General features: G+C 40.2%; 16 protein-coding genes. 4 read left to right on the top strand and 12 right to left on the bottom strand.

Features of this window, described 5'->3' with window-relative positions; genetic code table 11:
• Positions 1 to 12 precede the first annotated feature (12 nt).
• A complete protein-coding gene (locus V471_RS04140) occupies positions 13 to 264 on the bottom strand; it encodes a YneF family protein (protein ID WP_002883695.1) in 252 nt (83 codons plus the stop codon).
• A 245-nt stretch (positions 265 to 509) separates the two neighbouring features.
• Here V471_RS04140 and V471_RS04135 point away from each other — a divergent pair, with 245 nt between their 5' ends.
• A complete protein-coding gene (locus V471_RS04135) occupies positions 510 to 1,052 on the top strand; it encodes a TetR/AcrR family transcriptional regulator (protein WP_002886528.1) in 543 nt (180 codons plus the stop codon).
• A 32-nt stretch (positions 1,053 to 1,084) separates the two neighbouring features.
• On the opposite strand, the gene V471_RS04130 is transcribed toward V471_RS04135, so the two are convergent.
• Positions 1,085 to 2,338 carry a diaminopimelate decarboxylase gene (locus V471_RS04130; protein WP_002886527.1) on the bottom strand — a complete coding sequence of 418 codons (1,254 nt, stop codon included), beginning with the start codon at positions 2,336 to 2,338 and terminating at the stop codon, positions 1,085 to 1,087.
• 135 nt (positions 2,339 to 2,473) lie between these two features.
• Between V471_RS04130 and V471_RS04125 the strand changes: the two genes are divergently transcribed.
• Positions 2,474 to 3,610, top strand: a complete 1,137-nt coding sequence (locus tag V471_RS04125) for a DUF5105 domain-containing protein (protein ID WP_013990025.1) — start codon at positions 2,474 to 2,476, stop codon at positions 3,608 to 3,610.
• Positions 3,611 to 3,646: 36 nt separating this feature from the next.
• Here the strand turns inward: V471_RS04125 and V471_RS04120 are convergent, their stop codons facing one another.
• The 3 genes from V471_RS04120 to V471_RS04110 form a co-directional block, all read right to left on the bottom strand.
• Positions 3,647 to 4,336 (bottom strand): Bax inhibitor-1/YccA family protein, encoded by a 690-nt coding sequence (locus tag V471_RS04120; RefSeq protein WP_002886525.1) that lies wholly within the window; start codon positions 4,334 to 4,336, stop codon positions 3,647 to 3,649.
• A 23-nt stretch (positions 4,337 to 4,359) separates the two neighbouring features.
• Positions 4,360 to 4,863: an HD domain-containing protein gene (locus tag V471_RS04115; RefSeq protein ID WP_002883682.1), complete on the bottom strand. Its 504-nt coding sequence runs from the start codon at positions 4,861 to 4,863 to the stop codon at positions 4,360 to 4,362.
• Between the two features lie 101 nt (positions 4,864 to 4,964).
• A complete protein-coding gene (locus V471_RS04110) occupies positions 4,965 to 5,702 on the bottom strand; it encodes a TrmH family RNA methyltransferase (protein WP_049553983.1) in 738 nt (245 codons plus the stop codon).
• A gap of 102 nt (positions 5,703 to 5,804) precedes the next feature.
• On the opposite strand from V471_RS04110, the gene V471_RS04105 reads away from it, so the two are divergent.
• Positions 5,805 to 6,083, top strand: coding sequence for an acylphosphatase (locus V471_RS04105; RefSeq protein ID WP_013990023.1), 279 nt, complete (start codon positions 5,805 to 5,807; stop codon positions 6,081 to 6,083).
• Between the two features lie 86 nt (positions 6,084 to 6,169).
• Entirely contained in the window at positions 6,170 to 7,087 is a 918-nt protein-coding gene (yidC, locus tag V471_RS04100) for a membrane protein insertase YidC (protein ID WP_084871130.1), read from the top strand.
• A 167-nt stretch (positions 7,088 to 7,254) separates the two neighbouring features.
• On the opposite strand, the gene greA is transcribed toward yidC, so the two are convergent.
• The 7 genes from greA to V471_RS04065 all read right to left on the bottom strand — a co-directional run bounded on the left by greA (position 7,255) and on the right by V471_RS04065 (position 17,865).
• Positions 7,255 to 7,737 carry a transcription elongation factor GreA gene (gene greA / locus V471_RS04095; protein ID WP_002883697.1) on the bottom strand — a complete coding sequence of 161 codons (483 nt, stop codon included), beginning with the start codon at positions 7,735 to 7,737 and terminating at the stop codon, positions 7,255 to 7,257.
• Between the two features lie 84 nt (positions 7,738 to 7,821).
• The gene (gene mltG, locus V471_RS04090) at positions 7,822 to 9,798 is read right to left on the bottom strand and encodes an endolytic transglycosylase MltG (RefSeq protein ID WP_084871129.1); all 1,977 of its coding nucleotides are present in this window, start codon (positions 9,796 to 9,798) and stop codon (positions 7,822 to 7,824) included.
• A gap of 96 nt (positions 9,799 to 9,894) precedes the next feature.
• The gene (locus tag V471_RS04085; RefSeq protein ID WP_013990021.1) at positions 9,895 to 10,389 is read right to left on the bottom strand and encodes a GNAT family N-acetyltransferase; all 495 of its coding nucleotides are present in this window, start codon (positions 10,387 to 10,389) and stop codon (positions 9,895 to 9,897) included.
• A gap of 59 nt (positions 10,390 to 10,448) precedes the next feature.
• Positions 10,449 to 11,777 carry a UDP-N-acetylmuramate--L-alanine ligase gene (gene murC / locus V471_RS04080; RefSeq protein WP_014633623.1) on the bottom strand — a complete coding sequence of 443 codons (1,329 nt, stop codon included), beginning with the start codon at positions 11,775 to 11,777 and terminating at the stop codon, positions 10,449 to 10,451.
• A 26-nt stretch (positions 11,778 to 11,803) separates the two neighbouring features.
• Complete coding sequence (locus tag V471_RS04075) at positions 11,804 to 12,520, bottom strand: hypothetical protein (RefSeq protein WP_045769241.1); 717 nt, start codon at positions 12,518 to 12,520, stop codon at positions 11,804 to 11,806.
• A 155-nt stretch (positions 12,521 to 12,675) separates the two neighbouring features.
• Positions 12,676 to 15,771 carry a DEAD/DEAH box helicase gene (locus V471_RS04070; RefSeq protein WP_045769240.1) on the bottom strand — a complete coding sequence of 1,032 codons (3,096 nt, stop codon included), beginning with the start codon at positions 15,769 to 15,771 and terminating at the stop codon, positions 12,676 to 12,678.
• 108 nt (positions 15,772 to 15,879) lie between these two features.
• Complete coding sequence (locus V471_RS04065) at positions 15,880 to 17,865, bottom strand: cell division site-positioning protein MapZ family protein (protein ID WP_070578717.1); 1,986 nt, start codon at positions 17,863 to 17,865, stop codon at positions 15,880 to 15,882.

The raw sequence follows: 17,865 nt of genomic DNA, 5'->3' as shown, positions 1-17,865 counted from the left end.
AGCTCCCCACCATTATTTTTTCTTTTTCTTGCTATCTGCAAGTGCTTGTTTTTGTTGTTTGATAATTTGGTTATATGTTTGACGCACTTTTGCTTCATTTGGTTTTTGACCCGCAGCTGACATCATGGTACGAACAGCGTCCACATTCAAACGAGGATTTTCAGCCAATTCTTTCTCCATTTGTTTGCGGGCAAAGTATGCGCCTCCATAAAAACCACCCAAAAGGGCTACAAAAACAAGAATAATCCAAAGGACGGTGTTCATAAATTCATTTCTCCTATAATGTTGATTTACCTTATATTATAGCAAAAATGGCCCCTACTGACAAATAAGACGTTGATTCTTAAAAACGTCTAGAAAAATAGTTTTTTCGTTTAAAATACTGATAAAATGAGAGTTTCAGTATTTTTCACTTACAACTGTAAAGGACTTGTAAGATTTCTAGAAAAAAAATAGGTTATTATATAAGTTGTGGAATTATTATTATGTTTATATAAAGGGGTTTATTTATGCTCAAGGAAGCAACTATTTCCGAACGAAAAATTGTCAACGCATTTATTGAACTCTTAGAGGAGAGTTCACTCGAACAAATCAGCATCACAGATATCATCAAGAAGGCAAATCTCAGCAGACCGACCTTCTACTACTACTATTCAAATAAGGAAGATTTGGTTGAAACAACCTTCTCAAAGATTTTAGATAAAATCTCAAGTATTCTTCAGGAAGACATGACCTACCAAGAAGGTGTTGTCACTGAAATGCTACGATATCTTAAGGAAAATCAAAAACTCTGTCTCACCTTGATGACACACATTCCAAACATCAATGAGATGATTCGTGAATTCATTATCGAGACTATCCTTAACTCTGATATTGAAAATGTTACAGAGCTCATGGAACAAAGCTATCATATCCCTGCCAAATATTCATTGGAAGTTTATGTTAGCACTATTGTTACCATTTTGACAATCTGGCTCAAAGAAGGCTGTATCGAATCCCCTGAGGAATTAGCCGATATCATTCTTGAAGCTGTCATCATTAAAGTAAAATAAGCTAGAGCCTTTAAGGCCTAGCTTATTTTTTGTTAAATGTCAAAATCAAAACCATCAAGAGTGGCAAAGTAATCATTCATCGTCTCTGCACGGCGAATCATACGAGCTGTGCCATCTTCTTGGTAGAGAATTTCTGCAGAACGAAGGCGTCCATTATAGTTGTAACCCATTGAGAAACCATGAGCACCTGTGTCGTGGATAACCAATGTATCTCCAATACGAGCTTCTGGCAATTCACGGTTCTTAGCAAACTTATCATTATTTTCACAAAGCGAACCTGTCACATCAACTACTTGAATGTCACCATCTGGATTAGTCATATTCGTGATGTGGTGGTAGGCATCGTACATAGCTGGACGGAGCAAGTTAACCGCAGAAGCATCTACACCAACATAGCGACGATAAGTGTCCTTAATATGAAGAACCTTAGTAACGACAAGGCCATGAGGTGCTGTCATGAAACGCCCAAGCTCAGTGTAAATACTGATGTGTCCAAGACCATTCGGAACAAGGATTTCATCAAATTTAGCATGAACGCCTTCACCGATAACGGCAATATCATTTTGTTTATTGGCTGGTGTGTAGTCCACTCCAACACCACCTGATAAGTTGATAAAGTCAAGACTAACACCAAGTTCATTCTTGATTTCTACCGCCAATTCAAACAGTTGAGCAGCCAAGGTTGGGTAATACTCATTCGTTACTGTATTTGACGCTAAGAAAGCATGCAAACCGAATGATTTCACTCCTTTTTCTTTAAGGTAGGCATAACCTTTGAAGAGCTGTTCCTTAGTCATCCCAAATTTTGATTCTTCAGGATGATCCATGATATCAGTACCAAGAGAGAAGACGCCCCCTGGGTTAAAGCGCAAAGAAAGGGTTTCAGGAAGCCCTGCAGCCTCTTCCAAGAAAAAGATATCTTCGTAAGCATCAAGGTTAATTGTCGCATTAATATCACGCGCGTAAACAAACTCTTCTGCACGTGTATCATTAGATGTAAAGCTAATGGCGCTACTATCAAAACCAATTTTCTTACTCATGACAAGCTCTGTATCGGTCGCACAATCGACACCACACCCTTCTTCCTTCAAGATTTTGAGGATTGCTGGATTAGGTGTAGCTTTTACAGCAAAGAATTCTTTAAAACCTGGATTCCACGAAAAGGCTGCATTAACTGCACGCGCTGTTTCACGAATACCTTTTTCATCGTAAAGATGGAAAGGTGTTGGAAATTCTGCAGTGATTTGTTCAAGTTTATCAGCCGTAATAAAAGGTGTTTTTGTCATTTGATTCTCCATTTTTTTACAATAGTAATCCTATTATAGCATAAGAAAAGGCTTGAAACCCAATTTTCTAATAATCTCAAGGCATATTTCATGATACAATAGACCTACAACCTAATAAAATAATGGGGATTATTTATGAAAAAATATCTTTACTCTGGGGCTCTTGCTCTAGCAGCCATCTTAACGCTCTCAGCATGTGCCAAGCCAAAACTTGATGCCAAGCTTTCTGTTAACGATATTGTCTATATGTCAGGAAGCGACCTCAAGCTCAAGGATGACCAAACCCTAGTCGAAGTTTCATTCAAACTCGAGAATACTTCGGAAGATATGGAAAATGAGCTTAAAACATCTGCTAAACAATTCTACCTCAAAGATAAAGATGGTAAAAAAGTCACAGCAAGCAAGCTCGACAAGGGCGACCTACCTACTCTCTTCAATAAAAATAAGAACGTAGAGGACGCTACAGATGACTTTGGAAAGCTTGAAGCTGACGACTACAAGACTGTCTCACTCTTTTTCGAAGTTAACAACGACGAAAGCTATAAACTCTATTTTGAATCAAAAGATGAGAAAACAGAGGGACAAACAGTTTCTACTAGCCTAAAAGATTTCGATGGTAAAACAACTACCAATGTTAAAAAGGCTGTTGATGCTTATTTCAATGCAGTTCTTCTAGGTGGTGAAAGCAAAGACTACAGTAAATTTGTTTCTAACGACTTGGACAAAGCCAAGGGCGAACTTAACCAATATTTCTCAGATAGCCTTCAATACAGCTATGATGATACTGATCATATCAAACCAACCGGTGATGAAATTCCAAAAGTTTTTGGTTGGGTCCAAACTGCTAACCGTGAACGCGGTAGCTATACTGTTGATAACATTATTGTCGCTAAAGATAAGGCAGAATTCAATGTCAGCATGTCAACTATCAGTATGAAAGCTGCAGACGATGCCTATGGTGCTAATCACCCAAATCTCACAGATGACCTTAAAAACTACCTACAAAGCAATGGTGCCAACGCTGGAAATGTCGATCAACTAACAAGACAATACTACATGGAAACTTACCTACCGAATTCAATCAAAGAAGTAAGCCCATCAGCACCAAAGACAGAAGGAACAAATATCTTTGATAATTACTCAGTCGAACTTACTAAAAAAGACGACAAGTGGGCCTTCCCAGATAAAGATAGCTATGTCGGAAAATGGGAATACTACCCACTCTTCTACGCTTACACAGGCCAGCAAGGGACACTTACAAAAAACTATTAGACATTAAAAAATCAGCCAGGTGGCTGATTCTTTTTACTAATTACGTCTAGCAAAGAGTCGCAAGATATTCAAGAATAAGTTAATGAAATCCAAGTAAAGACTAAGTGCCATAGAAACTGCCCATCCATCTGTGACCTGACCATTGGTACCGTAGTAAACCTTTTTAATCATCTGGTTATCATAGGCAATTAAACCAGAGAAAATAAGAATTGATACAATACTAATCACAAAACTCATCATGCTACTTGCAAAGAAAATATTAATCAAGCTAGCCACAATAATCCCAATCAAGGCTGCCATAAGGAACTTAGCCATGCCTGATAGATCTCGCTTAATACTAACTCCGATAAGGGCCATGATAAAGAAAACAATGGCAGTGCTAAGGAAAGCTTGAAAAACTATAGCTTGCGTGTATTGAACGATGATAAAACTAAGTGTAAATCCATTCAAAGCGGAATAAACCAAAAATAAAGGTAGGGCTGCAGGTGTATTTCTTCGTGCAGCACCGCTAGCCAAAAAGACCAAACCAAACTCTAAAAAGAGGGCTGCCATGTAAACCCAAGAATAATTCATGAGAATATTGACAAAAACATGCGAGAGAGGGAAGAGCATCAGATAAGAAATGACTGCTGAAAGTCCCACTCCCATACCAACAAGGCCATAAATCTTTCCGAAAAAGCGGCTTAAGCCCGCATCACTAGTCGTATAAATTGCATTTGATTCCATAGTTATCTCCTAAAAATAATGAATTATTGGTGGTGGCTTTGTAGGGTCTTACGACGGAAAAACTTACGATTTTTAATTCGGTTTCGTAAGGGTGTCGCCGCTTCTTTAACCGCCCAATACTTATCCACCATAGTAACAATATAAGATTCCTTATACTTCGGCGGTGCAATCGTTGCTCCCCACATATGCTTGAGGATAATATCCTCTTCTTTTTTATTTAGATTAACAAGCTTTCTAGCATTACGAACAGCAATACGTGGGTGTACCCAAGCATGACTCTTATTAAATTTAGTCACTCGCCAATCATAATAGAAAAAGTCATGTAAGAGACCGCCTCGAGCAGTACTCTTGGCATCCCAGCCAAATTTTTTAGCAATCTTATAGCTGGTGTAACTAACATTAACCGAGTGTTCTAAACGTGTCGAATGATGGTGTTGTACAATCCCATCCAATTTTTGAAAACGTGGGTGTGAAATCAAATGTCCCACAACTTCCATGAATTCTTTATCATCTTCTGGTCGTTTCATAATAATACCTCATTAATGTTTCTAATGCTTCTTCATTATACCACTAGTGCTTAAAATTACTTTAAAAGTCAGTTGTTTTCTCCTAAAATCATCCTTGAGACCTAGAGACTAAACATGAGAATTCCTGCTGCCACAGCAACATTCAGACTCTCCGCCTGACCTGGCATGCTAATATGTACAAGTTGATCAGCAGACTCAGCCATTTCCTGACTAATTCCTTGACCTTCATTTCCCATCACTAAGGCAAAATTACCATCTGTCTTAACTGCTTTATAGTCAACCGAGACATCTGAGAGAGTCGTTGCCAAGACGGGTACCCCTTGCTTTCTGCAAGCCTCAACCATGTCAAGAATAGGTCCACGATAGATTGGAAGATGGAAATGACTTCCCTGCATAGAACGCAAGGTCTTCTGATTATAAATATCAGCTGATCTGTCTGACAAAAAAACTCCATCGTAACCTGCGGCATCCGCTGTGCGAATCATTGTTCCTACATTGCCAGGATCCTGAACATCCTCCAAGAGAAGGTACTTACCTGAGAGAGACTCTGGCAAGGCTTGAGATTGTTTAGCAACTTCTGCCACAATCCCTTGGGGGGTCTGAGTTTCACAGAGCTCCTTGAGCACCTCTGGACTAACCAACTTCACCTTAGCCATATTAGCCACACAATCAGCCATTTCCTCAAGCACGAAAACTTGAAGAATCTCAGCACCACTTGCCTTTGCTTCCTCAAAAAGATGCCATCCTTCTAAAAGATAACTAGTTTTACGGTGCTTGCGCTGCAATAATTTTCTAGCAGACTTAATGCTAGCATTTTGCTTTGATTGAATGATTTCCATACACTCATTATAGCAGAAATTCCTTGATAAATCTTGGACTTGACCGACTTTATAGCAAGGATTATACTAAAAGAAAGAGCTTTCAAAAGGAGGTCGTGGATCATGCAAAAAGTACGATTATTAGTCTCAGGAAGAGTCCAAGGTGTTGGTTTTCGTTATTCAACCTATGCTCTAGCACTAGATATTGGAGATATATACGGTCGGGTTTGGAATAATGACGACGGAACTGTTGAAATCCTAGCTCAGTCAGACAATCCTGCTAAGTTAGCTAAATTTATTCAAGAAGTTCGAAAAGGACCTTCAAAATGGTCTAAAGTAACCTATGTCGATGTGACCATGGCAAACTTCTCAAATTACAGCGATTTTCGGATGGCTAATTAAGAGGAAGCCACCGTTTTTAGCTTGTTCTCTTTCTTAAAAAAAGGTAAAATAGACAAGTATAACTAAAAAACAAAAGGAATGATATTGTGAATAAAAATCAAAAACGTCTAGCCCTGATGGGGCTTGCTGCCAGCATGCTTTTCTTCCTATCAGGATGTGTGAGCCTTGATAAGTCTGGTAATCCTACTGGTTGGGTCTGGAACCTCCTTGGTCGCCCTATGAGCCACGTCATCACCTACTTCGCTGATAATCTTGGTCTCGGCTTTGGTCTTGGTATTATCTTTGTTACCATCATTGTTCGTTTGATTATCTTGCCACTTGGTCTTCACCAATCTCGTAGCGCAGCCTACCAATCAGCAAAACGTGAGTACCTTGCGCCTATCTTGGAACCAATCAACGAACGTTTGCGTAACGCCGAAACTCAAGAGGAAAAAATGGCTGCCCAGTCTGAACTCATGCAAGCTCAGCGTGAAAACGGTCTAAGCTTGATGGGTGGTGTCGGCTGTCTTCCTCTATTGATTCAGTTCCCATTCTTCTCAGCACTCTACTACGCAGCACGTTACACTCCTGGTGTACTCCAAGATAACTTCCTCTGGTTTAACCTTGGTCACCGTGACTTCCCATTGATTATCATCATCGCAGCTCTTTACTACTTCCAATCTTGGTTGTCTATTCAACAAGTTCCTGAAGAGCAACGTAAACAAATGGCAGCGACGATGTACAGTATGCCAATCATGATGATTTTCTTTGGTATTAGCTCACCTGCAGCCGTAATCCTCTACTGGTTCGTTGGTGGTATCTTCTCTATTATCCAACAGTTGATTACCAACTACATCATCAAACCTCGCTTGAAAGAAAAAGTTGCTGAAGAGTTCAAAAAGAACCCTCCAAAAGCACCTCGTACTGCACCAATCAAGCGTAAAGATGTAACACCAAAAAATACTCAAGCAATTGCAAGTAAACCAAAGAAAAACCGTAATGCCGGTAAGCAAAATCGTAAATAAGCTACAAAGCACTCTTGGCAAATGCCAAGAGTGCTTTTCTTATAGATTAATTCAGACCAGCCTAACTCCTAATAGCGCCGGTAAGCAAAAAGGGAGTGAGACAGAACAACTGTTTTGTCTCACTCCCACTAGTTTCAAATATTGGACACCTTAATGCCAACAGTCACTTAGGCTGTTTTTTCTACACTAAGGATTTCTACAGAGTAGCTACCTGCTGGTGATTCGATAGCGACTTTGTCGCCAACTTTCTTACCAATCAAGGCTTGAGCAATTGGGCTTTCATTTGAAATTTTACCTGAGAAGATATCAGCACCGGCTGCACCAACGATATGATAAGTATCTTTGTCGTTTGTACCAACTTCTTGAACAACAACTGTTTTACCAATTGCAACCTCGTCATTAGCAACAGCATCACTATCAACGATTTCTGCATAACGAATTTTTGTTTCAAGAATCTGAATTTGTCCTTCAACAAAGGCTTGCTCGTCTTTGGCTGCTTCATACTCAGAGTTTTCTGAAAGGTCACCATAAGAACGTGCAATCTTAATACGTTCTACAACTTCTGGACGACGGACGAGTTTGTACTCCTCCAATTCCGCTTCAAGTTGTTCTTTCTCTGCTTGTGTCATTACATATGTTTTTTCTGCCATTTTTTTCTCTTTTCTATTTTTTGAGCCGTTGGCTGTATCATCAAAACCACTATTCGTTTGCTTGATTTTAATGAGCCAATTAGACTATTTATCTTTTAGTTTGCTGTTAATGTAAGTTTCAACGTTATGCTGATGCTCTTCATAGCTTTCAGCAAAATAGACATTACCAGTGGTTACATCTGCCACAAAGTACATGTACTTGGTAGATGATGGATTGATAACCGCTTCAATCGCAGACAGACTAGGACTGTCCACAGGACCTGGCATCAACCCCTTATGAACATAATCATTATAAGGGGAGTCAATGTTTGTGTCAATAGTTGCATCTTCTTTCAAGGTCGTTTCCTGACCAAGTTTTCCAAGAGCATAAAGAACTGCGATATTACTTTGTAGAGCCATGTCTGAGTTTAGACGATTATAGAAGACGCTAGCAATGTTTTTACGGTCGTCATCTGTAGCTCCTTCTTTTTCAACAAGAGAAGCTAGGGTCAAAATCTCATTAATATTATGTCCACTAGATGAAATCGTCGCATAGTAAGGTGATAGGTAGGTATCCATCGTTGACAACATTTCCTCTGCCAAAGACTCCACCGTCGTATCATCATGAATGTTATAAGTCGCTGGGAACAGATAACCCTCTAGGACATACTTAGCATCCGTAGAATTTGGAAGGTTTGCCAACAAGGTTGGGTACTTCGCTTTCATCTTTGTAATGAAAGCATCATCCTTCATCAATTTCAAGAAATCTTTCGCCTTAAGTCCAGTTGATGATTTTTTGCCTTTTTTAGCTGAAGAATTAACTTCAACTGCCTTGGCAATTTGATCAATGGTATATCCTTCTTTGACTAAGACCGTACCAAGAGATGGCTCCTGAGGTTTATCACTTCCTTTTTTCTGAAGTGCCTCAATAATTTCATCCATGGTCATGCTAGCCTGAAGGTTGTAGTAACCACTTTTCAGATTTGAGATGTTTTTAAACTTGGTATAGTAATTAAAGACCTTACCAGACTTAATAACACCAGCTGATTCCAAGAGTTGGCCGATATAACTGCTACCTGAATTTTCAGGAATTTCAACACTAACAAACTTAGTTGAATTAACATCTTTTGCGCCAACAGCATCACTAACATAGCGATAACCAAAGAATGTAGCTACTGACAAGATAAGTAGCAAGAAGATGATAATGTTTCTTGCAATTTTACCAGCACGACGGTTATTTTTATTGCGTTTGTGATTTCGGTTAGAACGTGAAATCGGCTCTTCGTCGACAATGTCAGCCTGTTTACCATCTTTTGGCGAAGACTTTTTCTTCTTCACTTTCTTGCCTTTCTTTTTCTTAGGTTTTCCAGAGGGTTCTAGAGAAATACTCTCATCATCCTCATTACCATCAGCTACTAGCTCTGATTGAACCTTTTCTTGCGACGCTTGGTCACTTGTTGCATGATGTTCCTGCAAGAATGCTTCTTTTTGACGTTCTGAGGTCAATTTGGCCTCCAATTCTTTAGGGTCTGTATAAATAGCTTCGTTAGACTTAGCTTCAATGAGCTCCTTGGCAACATCTGCAGGAATATACTCCTCTTCAGATGCTTCGTTAAGGCTAGTTTCCCAAACTGGACGTTTAAAACGACGTTTCGACGTTTCAGTCTCCTGAGGAATATTTACCTTTGTCTCCTCCTCAATTGGCTCTTTAGGAATAGACGCTAGGTTTGAATGAGCATCAGATACTAAAGACTCCTCTTGAGAATCTGAAAACAAGCCAAGACTATCTTGTTGAGAATCTTGGGCTGTCTCAGAAGTCATAGATTTAGCAAAGGCACTGTGTGAAACAGAATGTGAACTAAAATCTTGGTTACTTACTTTATTAGACGCTGAATCACTACGAGTTGTAGCGCTCTCAGCTGACGTTGAAAGTGGTGTCTCGGGCATAGTTGCACTTTTATTATGCTCCTCCTCACGAAGAGAACGGAGCCGTGTCGCTTCTTGTAAGTCTCGGAGAATCTGATCTTTGAAGCTTAGGCTATCTTCAGAAGCTTCCGAGTGTTCATTAAACTTGTCCGTCAAGGCATACCTCCTCTATAGTAACAAACGCCATTATATCTTAAAAAGTCAGTTAATGCAAATCAATTGGTCCTTTGTCACAGTAACGTAACACTGAAATCAATGGGTTTCTGGGTTCTCCCAGACCATATTATACCAAGAGCTTCCACCATGCTTTGATTCTGATTCTCCCTCATCAGTAAAACCATTCATCTCATAGTAGGCAATCAAGTAATCATGACAAGTCAAGCTAATACCTTGGCGTTTTTGAGCAATAGCCAGATCTTTAAGCGCTGCAATCAAGGCTGTTCCAATACCTTGCCCTTTAAAATCTTTGGAGATAGACAAACTAGTAACTGCAATAAAACCTCCTTGACTAGCATTAGGAGCCACCTTATGGAACAGGTCATCTGTGAGATAACGTTCCGCAATCACAGGTCCTTCGATGTAACCAACTACAACGCCATCAATTTCAGCAATTAGAAAGGTATCACAAATCGTCTCTAAACGCTCTGCAATAGCCTCTGGAGTTGCAGCCTCTTCAGGCGAAAAATTTTCTTGTTCGATACGAACAACATCAGCCCAATCATCCTTTCGGGCATGTCGAATAAGCATATCAAATTCCTTTCTATTAAGAGAAAGAGCTGAGCGAAATCGCTACAGCCCTTAATATATTACATGTGTGTTTGCAAGCTTGCTAGGAGCTCTTCAAACGAGCGTTCGTAAAGTTGGATATCTCCAGCTCCCATAAAGACATAGACAGCATTGTCATGGTCAAGGAGAGGTGAGACATTTTCAACTGTAACCACTTTGGCAGGTTTATTGATCTTAGCAGCAAGATCTTCAACCTTAACATCACCATGGTCAACCTCACGCGCTGAACCGTAAATTTGTGCCAAATAAACAGCATCTGCTTCGTTCAAAGCTTCAGCAAATTCATCAAGAAGGGCGATGGTACGTGTGAAGGTATGTGGTTGGAAAATAGCAACAATCTCTTTAGATGGGTACTTTTGACGTGCTGCATCAAGCGTTGCAATAATTTCAGTTGGATGGTGGGCAAAGTCATCGATGACAACAGTACCACTGATAATTTTCTCTGTGAAACGGCGTTTAACACCTGAGAAGGTTTTAAGGTGTTCCGCAACCAAGCCCATGTCAAAACCGGCTACATAGAGGTTCCCAATAACCGCAGTTGCATTCAAGATATTGTGACGACCATAGGCTGGTACATGGAATTCTCCAAGGATTTGTCCATCATGTTTCACCTTAAAATTAGACCCTGTCGTTGTACGCACAATGTCTGTTGCTATAAAGTCATCATTTTCTTCGAAACCATAGTAATAGATTGGCGCATTGGCTGTAATCTTACGAAGGTGTGGATCCTCACCGTAAACAAAGAGTCCTTTTTGCACTTGCTTAGCATAGTCATCAAAGGCAGAGAACACATCATCGATACTTGTAAAGTAATCAGGATGGTCAAAGTCAATGTTAGTGATGATTGAGTATGCTGGGTGGTATGGCATGAAATGACGTTCATATTCATCAGACTCAAAGACAAAGTATTGTGCATTAGCAGAACCTCGTCCAGTTCCGTCACCGATAAGGTATGACGTGTCGGTGATATTTTTCATAACATGTGACAAGAGACCTGTTGTAGAAGTCTTACCATGTGCACCTGCCACACCAAAGCTAGTGAATTGATCCATGAAGTGACCCAAGAACTCGTGATAACGCTTAAAGCTGTAGCCATTTTTAATTGCATAAGCAACTTCAACGTTGTTATCTTCACGAAAGGCATTTCCAGCAATCAATTCAACATCTTCTGTGATGTTTTTTTCATCGAAAGGAAGGATAGGAATACCTGCTTGCTCAAGACCACGTTGAGTGAAGTAATACTTTTCCACATCTGAACCTTGAACCTTGTGTCCCATTTGGTGGAGCATCAAAGCCAAAGCTGACATACCAGATCCTTTAATTCCAATAAAATGATAAGTTTTTGACATAGTTTCTCCTTACAATCGCACTGCGATTAGTTTGCGTCTTCTAAATGCGTCAAATTTAATTCTTGAGCAACTCGGTGTTCACGGTAAGTTTGACGTTCTGGGTAATTATAAACCTGGCTACGTTTCAAGAAGTCATAGCTATTTTTCTTGACGTTCTTACGAGATGGGTTACTAGGCTGTTGATAAGTTGGAGCCACTTCTGCCAAGATGTAAGAATCTTGTTGCAGACGATTTGCCAAGTGATGAATCTTTGAGTGCTTCCCATTAGGTGCTAAAGTTCGCTTGATAGCACTTACAGGAGCTCCCAAGATAGAGGCTGTCACTGGTCCTTTATCCGTTGTTACAGCAGCTGGTTCAACAGTAGCCTCAAAGCTTGGTTTAGCTTCTACCTTAGGCTTAGTAGTCAGTTGACGGCTATTAGTATGCTTGGTTTGTTGAACTTCTTGGCGGAGGAATTTTTGGCGTTTCTCACGTACATCACGCTTAGCCTTTTCACGGGCTTCCTCAGCATAAGTCATGCCAGCTTCTTGTGTCTCCACTCGTTTTGGAGCCTGCTTACGATTGCTAGGCTTAGCTGACAAGAAATCATAGTTCGGCAACAAATCATTGTAGTCCTTATCTTGGTAAGGGCCACGGATATTTGTGATTAAATCTTCATTTTCGTATAGGCGCATAGAGACCGGTTCTTGCAAGCAAGGTTCCCCGTCTGGAATCAGCGGAAATTGTCGTCTTTGGCGATGCATAAAAGACTTCCTTTCATTTTCGAGATGATGCGTATCTTAATATAAATAATCGGGAATGGGAAGATACGTCTTGCAATATTCTATTATAGCCTAATTCAAAAGATTTGCCTAGTAGCATTTTTACCTCTTAGTATTCCAATATCAAATATAACAAATTAAGATATTGCAATACCAAGAATTTCTTTAATATCCTCAACGGTCATGCTGGCACGGCTTTCATTGCCATCCAAGACGGTTGTTACCAGGTTTTTCTTGCCTTCTTGAAGCTCAAGAATTTTCTCTTCGATAGTCCCTCTTGTAATCAAACGGTAAACTTCGACATTTTGTTCCTGACCTATACGGTGAGCACGACTAATAGCCTGCATTTCTACCGCTGGATTCCACCAAAGGTCAATCAGAATAACCGTATCAGCACCAGTTAGATTCAGTCCCACTCCTCCTGCTTTCAGAGAAATCAAAAAGGCATCTCGACTTCCTTGATTGAACGCTCTGGTCATCTCCTGACGACTATCAGATGGCGTTGACCCTGTTAGCTTATATGAGGAAATTCCTAATTCTTGTAAGAGCCCCTCTGTAATATCTAACATCCCACGAAATTGTGAAAAGATAAGGACACGATGGTCTGATTCCTTAATTTGGCTAAGCAACTCTCTAAGGCTATCTAATTTTCCGCTATCTCCCGCATAGTCCATAAAGAGAGCTGGGGTATCACAGATTTGTCGTAAGCGGGTAATTCCTGACAAGATTTCCACCTTACGACGGTTGATTTCCTGATCACTTGCCGAAATTAATCCTTGTTGCATCTGTTGCAATTGTGCTAAATAGATAGCCTTTTGAGCATCTGACAATTCACTTTGATGAGTGATTTCAATCAAATCTGGGAGATCAGGAAGGACCTCCTCTTTTTTACGTCTTAGAATAAAGGGAGAAATATACCTAGCCACTTCCTTAGGTGTTAACTTAAGAAACGTTTTCTTAGCTGGTAAAAGTCCTGGTAGAATAATCTGGAAAATAGACCAAATCTCCAACAAATGATTTTCAATAGGCGTTCCAGATAGTGCTAAGCAATGTGGAACAGAAAAATCACGTAGATATTGGGCAATCTTTGTCTGTGTATTCTTCATGACCTGAGCCTCATCGAGAATGAGATAGTCATATTTGCCAGCCTTGTAAGCATCAAAATCCTGACGGAAGGAAGCGTAGCTTGTAATAATAATCTGGTGGTCTTCAGCAATGATGTCATCACGTTTTGGCTTGAGTCCATAAGAAACCGCTACATCTAACTGAGGGGCAAACTTTTTAAACTCATCCTGCCAATTGTAAATCAGGCTTGATGGTGACAAAACCAAAACTCGTTGTCCTTCTTCTAAATGTGCAGAGAGATAGGCAATAGTTTGCAAAGTTTTCCCCAACCCCATATCATCGGCCAAGATACCGCCAAAACCATAGTGATGCAACATCGATAGCCACTGAACACCTCTTTCCTGGTAGGGACGAAGGCCAGCTTCTACCTTATAGGTTGGCAAATCAAAGGTCTCTGGCTTACTCAAATGTTGCGTTAAGAGTTGGAAATCTTTTGAAAAACGAACAGAATCACTTTCTGAAAGAGCAGCCATCAATTGATAGGCAGTTAATTGATTGAGTTCTAGGTGACCTTTTCCTGAGTAACGAGCTCTCAGAGTTTTGAGACTCTCACTAATACGATGCGTCGCTTCGTCAAAAACAATCAACTGACCACTACGATTGATAAAATAGGGCGAGCTTTCCATCAAGGCTGCTAAAGCATGATCCACATCTTCGTCGTCAAGACTTGAAAAATCAAAGGAAATATCTAATAAATTTCCCTGACGCTCTACCTGAACCTGTGGACTCTGCTCAACCCGTAAGTCACGTAACTCCTGTCCAATCAGAACCGTTCCTGCATTTTCAAAATCTGATAGAGTATTTGTAAAGAAATCATAGAGCTCTTGACTGCTACTTAATCGTTTAGATGACTGAAAATCAGGGATGAATCCATGCTTAGACATCAAACGAAAAACTGCCTGCTCATGACGATAGTTACTGGTAAATCCTAAATGACTCAACTCTTGGCGATCATGTACCAAGAAACCATCAAAATCAAAGGCTAATGTAAGAATAATCTCACTGTCACCTTTCAGATCAAAGCGAAATCTCGGTGTGAAATCCTTGATATTAAAAGCTTTTGGTGCCTTAACTGGCCCCATAGTCCTAAAATCAAAAAGACTAGCAGCCAAGATGGCTTGTTCATCGAGATTAAAGCTGACGTGCTTATTCAAATCGCTTCCGATTGGAAGAGAGCGTAAGCCAACCAAAAGTTTTTGTTGTTTTCGATTCAGACGATAAAAAACACCTTGATAAAAGAGAATACGATTATTAAAAAAGGCCTGACTATTCTTCTCAGCGACAGTCAATTCAATCATCTTAGGCTCGACACAAATATCAAACGAGAAGAGCTGAGCATCAGCAGTCAAATCCTCGACCAAAAGTTGGCGATATTCGGTTCCTTCCCATTCAAACCTAAAGCCATCCAAATCTTGCATCCGTCTCAAACCTTCCTCAAAAAAACCGTAAGGGAGACAAAGGTGACGTGCATTATTCGGTAAAATAAAGTCTAAATTAGTCTTGGCTTCATCTGGAATCATCCGTCCTAGGAAGTCTAAAAATGCCTGTGAAGCCTGGTCAAATTGAATAAGTGATAGGGGTTCATAGTAGTTCTTACCTATCTGATAATAACCTTCAGCCTCTACAAGTTTGAGGAAGGCAGGAATATCTCGAATAACATAAGAACGTTCATCTGGTAAGCGACGTAAACGTATACTCCACCAAATCTCTGAACCAAAGGTAGATTCCTCTCCCTCTACCATCAAGCTATATCTAACGGTATCATCTTCATTCAGGGAAAGGCCTTCTAAAAATAAACCACCAAAAGAGTGTCCTCGGTCTTGACCTTGAGAGGATTCTTGTTCCTCTTCCAGTTCTGCCAAGAGGCGCTGGCCTTCTTTATCATTTTTTAGATAATACTCAACCGCTGCCAAATGGGGACAATAGCCTTTTTGAACGAAATAATCACAGTCACACGTGATTTCAGAATCATTGAGTGCATAAATTAAATGATGTTGGTCAACTGTTGTATCCAACTGAGTTTCTGAGACCTGATGAATGGTAATGAGATCCTTTTCAAAAAGTTCAATACCCTCATTACGGACTCTACCCGGCATCAATTTTGCCATAGTATTCACCCCTATCTTATCCCTCTATTATAGCACAAAATCCTTATAAACTAGGCCTTCACCAAGATAAAACAAAAAACACTCCCTAGGGAGTGTCGCAGATTATTATTAATAATCAAGTTTATCTGAGTGACCTGAACCATTACCAACATAGTAACCTGTCTTACAGTTGATACTGAAGAGGTAAGTTCCATCTGGAAGGTACAAGTTGTAGTAGCCATTACCATTGATGATGTTAACTGGCTCAAGGATGAAGTTATCTCCTGAGAAGTAACCACGTGAGTGTGATGTTTCGATAATCTTATCAAGAACACCGTCAGCCCAAATCCAAGCTGGGTTACTTGTATCTGCTACTACGTTTGCATTATAAGGCACACGTGAGCGGTCACGTTGAAGGATTGATGGGTTATAATTTGTGATTCCGCGTGTTACAACTGTTGAAGCTGCAGCCGAACCACCAGTAGTTCCTCCAGTCGCACCAGTTGAACCTGAGTTAGCTGATCCATTTTGCGCTCCAGAAGTATTTGATGCAGCCGAACCACCACCATTAGAAGCTGCTCCAGACGTGTTATCACCCGAAGGTGCAGCAGGACTAACAGTATTGGCGCTATCAGCAGCTGTCGCTGCAGATGTTACGCTCGCAGCCTTAGCTTTTTCTTCAAGCTGAGTCTTACCACCCTTAATAGCTTCTTGAATAGTGCTATCAAGACTCGCATTCCCAGTTGTTGTTACACTTTCTGGAAGATTATTAAAGTTAGCATCGGATTTAACAGCGATAGAGGCATTATAGCTACCATCTACAAGAGCATCTGACTCAAACTGACTGTTAATCTTTTGTACAGCTTCAATTTGCTTCTTCAAATTATCATATTTTTTCTTAGCTGCATCATAATACTTGGTTTTCTCCAATTTCTTGAGCAGTTTTTCCAAATCTGATAGCTTACCAAATTGATCATTAGCGAGTTTTGTTTGCTCGTCATCTGTGAAGAAATTCTTATACATTTCTTCGAAGGCCTTATTATCAGCAGCTGCCGTGTCCTTGCTTGATGATGAAGTCACTGCTGAAGAAGCTGTGCTTGTTGTTTTTGCCGATTGGCTATGTGTTCCCTTATAAAGAGCATAGCTACCACCAATAATAGCTAAAGCAAGAACTGCTAGAGCACCGATAACAACACCTTTACGGCGGTAAACTGGAATGTCACCATCAAAGGCACTCTTATGCGATGGCGAAATAGATTCTGAAGAGATTCTGTCTTCTGCAGATGGGCGATTAACTGCCATAGACACTTTTGGTGTTGTCTTTTCTTCATCAGCTTTTGCTCCAGTTACCCCTGCCACTGTTGATGCAATAGCCGCCAAATCGATAGTGTCTGAGATAGTAACATCATCCAACAAAGGGTTTGAAGCTTGTGGCTCAGTATCATCAATATTGGCGACAACAGGATTTTGTGGTTCTGGATCATCAATGTTAGCAATCAAAGGATTGTTATCATCAATATTATCGACCAATGCATCGTTATAGGCTGGCTGATTAGTTGAAGTAGAGGAATCAGCAAGTGCATCACCAATGTCAAATTTTTCTGTTTCTGACGTGATGAAACGATCAGCATTCGTTGACGTAATGATAACTTCAGAATTTTGACTTTCTGGTTCTGCAATAACCTCAGGTTCAACAGGAGCATTTGGCAACTGCTTATCAACATGAGATTGAGCTTCATCAACCTTGTTATCTGTTGCACCAAAACCAAATGTGACCAGTGTTACTTCTTCAGTAGCTGTTGTTGAGTTGATTGACTCATTAGCCATTGATTGGCTAATCAAACCTGAATCCGCAAACTCCTGACGTTGCTTTTGAATAAAAGCATCCAAAGGTGATGTATCGCCGTCAGCTTCAATTTTCTTTGAAAATTTTTGTGAGGCAACTTCTTCACGGTGTTGCTTGATATACTTATCCAAAATGCTATCTGTTTCTGTTACACCAGCATTAATCTCAGCTTCTTTGCGGACAGCCTCACCGACTGTCATTTCCTTGGCATCTTGGAAATCTAGCTCTTGGCTACCTTCATAGCCATTTTGTGTTTTATCTTCTGACAC

It is taken from the genome of Streptococcus salivarius, assembly GCF_002094975.1.
Taxonomy (GTDB): domain Bacteria; phylum Bacillota; class Bacilli; order Lactobacillales; family Streptococcaceae; genus Streptococcus; species Streptococcus salivarius_D.
Note: the sequence above shows the minus strand (reverse complement) of the source record. Positions and strands in the feature narration are given on the sequence as shown.

What these genes read in the sequence shown, in the direction of transcription:
- V471_RS04070 (WP_045769240.1), bottom strand. Translation starts at nt 15,771, where the DNA reads ATGGCAAAATTGATGCCGGGTAGAGTCCGTAATGAGGGTATTGAACTT.
- V471_RS04135 (WP_002886528.1), top strand. Translation starts at nt 510, where the DNA reads ATGCTCAAGGAAGCAACTATTTCCGAACGAAAAATTGTCAACGCATTT.
- V471_RS04110 (WP_049553983.1), bottom strand. Translation starts at nt 5,702, where the DNA reads ATGGAAATCATTCAATCAAAGCAAAATGCTAGCATTAAGTCTGCTAGA.
- V471_RS04085 (WP_013990021.1), bottom strand. Translation starts at nt 10,389, where the DNA reads ATGCTTATTCGACATGCCCGAAAGGATGATTGGGCTGATGTTGTTCGT.
- V471_RS04115 (WP_002883682.1), bottom strand. Translation starts at nt 4,863, where the DNA reads ATGAAACGACCAGAAGATGATAAAGAATTCATGGAAGTTGTGGGACAT.
- V471_RS04105 (WP_013990023.1), top strand. Translation starts at nt 5,805, where the DNA reads ATGCAAAAAGTACGATTATTAGTCTCAGGAAGAGTCCAAGGTGTTGGT.
- V471_RS04130 (WP_002886527.1), bottom strand. Translation starts at nt 2,338, where the DNA reads ATGACAAAAACACCTTTTATTACGGCTGATAAACTTGAACAAATCACT.
- V471_RS04140 (WP_002883695.1), bottom strand. Translation starts at nt 264, where the DNA reads ATGAACACCGTCCTTTGGATTATTCTTGTTTTTGTAGCCCTTTTGGGT.
- V471_RS04125 (WP_013990025.1), top strand. Translation starts at nt 2,474, where the DNA reads ATGAAAAAATATCTTTACTCTGGGGCTCTTGCTCTAGCAGCCATCTTA.
- V471_RS04120 (WP_002886525.1), bottom strand. Translation starts at nt 4,336, where the DNA reads ATGGAATCAAATGCAATTTATACGACTAGTGATGCGGGCTTAAGCCGC.
- greA (WP_002883697.1), bottom strand. Translation starts at nt 7,737, where the DNA reads ATGGCAGAAAAAACATATGTAATGACACAAGCAGAGAAAGAACAACTT.
- V471_RS04075 (WP_045769241.1), bottom strand. Translation starts at nt 12,520, where the DNA reads ATGCATCGCCAAAGACGACAATTTCCGCTGATTCCAGACGGGGAACCT.
- murC (WP_014633623.1), bottom strand. Translation starts at nt 11,777, where the DNA reads ATGTCAAAAACTTATCATTTTATTGGAATTAAAGGATCTGGTATGTCA.